Below are 290 nucleotides of genomic sequence, written 5' to 3'. Positions count from 1 at the left end.
GTGAATTCTTCGACCTTTGCAGAGGAATCCATGTTCCGTCGACAAAGCATATTAAAGAATTTAAGCCTGAAGCGCATTGAACCGGCTTGAAGAGGTTGAGACAAATGGATAAAAAAGCTATACTACGTATACGAAGGAATTTACGGAGGTGCTACGATGGAACAAGTAATCAAAATGTCCGAAGCTGCAGTGTTTTTTATTTTAATTTATATGTTTAAATGAACCTGAAATCACCCACTATGAACTGGATTCAAACAAACGTTTGATTATGGCTGGCCATTATTACGATC

Annotated in this window: 1 protein-coding gene; it reads left to right on the top strand. The window is 37.6% G+C overall.

Going from position 1 to position 290, the window contains the following annotated elements:
- A partial coding sequence (locus P6709_RS20600; protein ID WP_442905377.1) for a hypothetical protein occupies positions 1-80 on the top strand: 80 nt, incomplete at its 5' end.
- Positions 81-290: the final 210 nt, after the last annotated feature.

Origin of the sequence: Jeotgalibacillus sp. ET6 (assembly GCF_029667115.1) — a bacterium.
GTDB lineage: Bacteria > Bacillota > Bacilli > Bacillales > Jeotgalibacillaceae > Jeotgalibacillus.
This window is presented reverse-complemented; position numbering and strand designations above follow the sequence as displayed.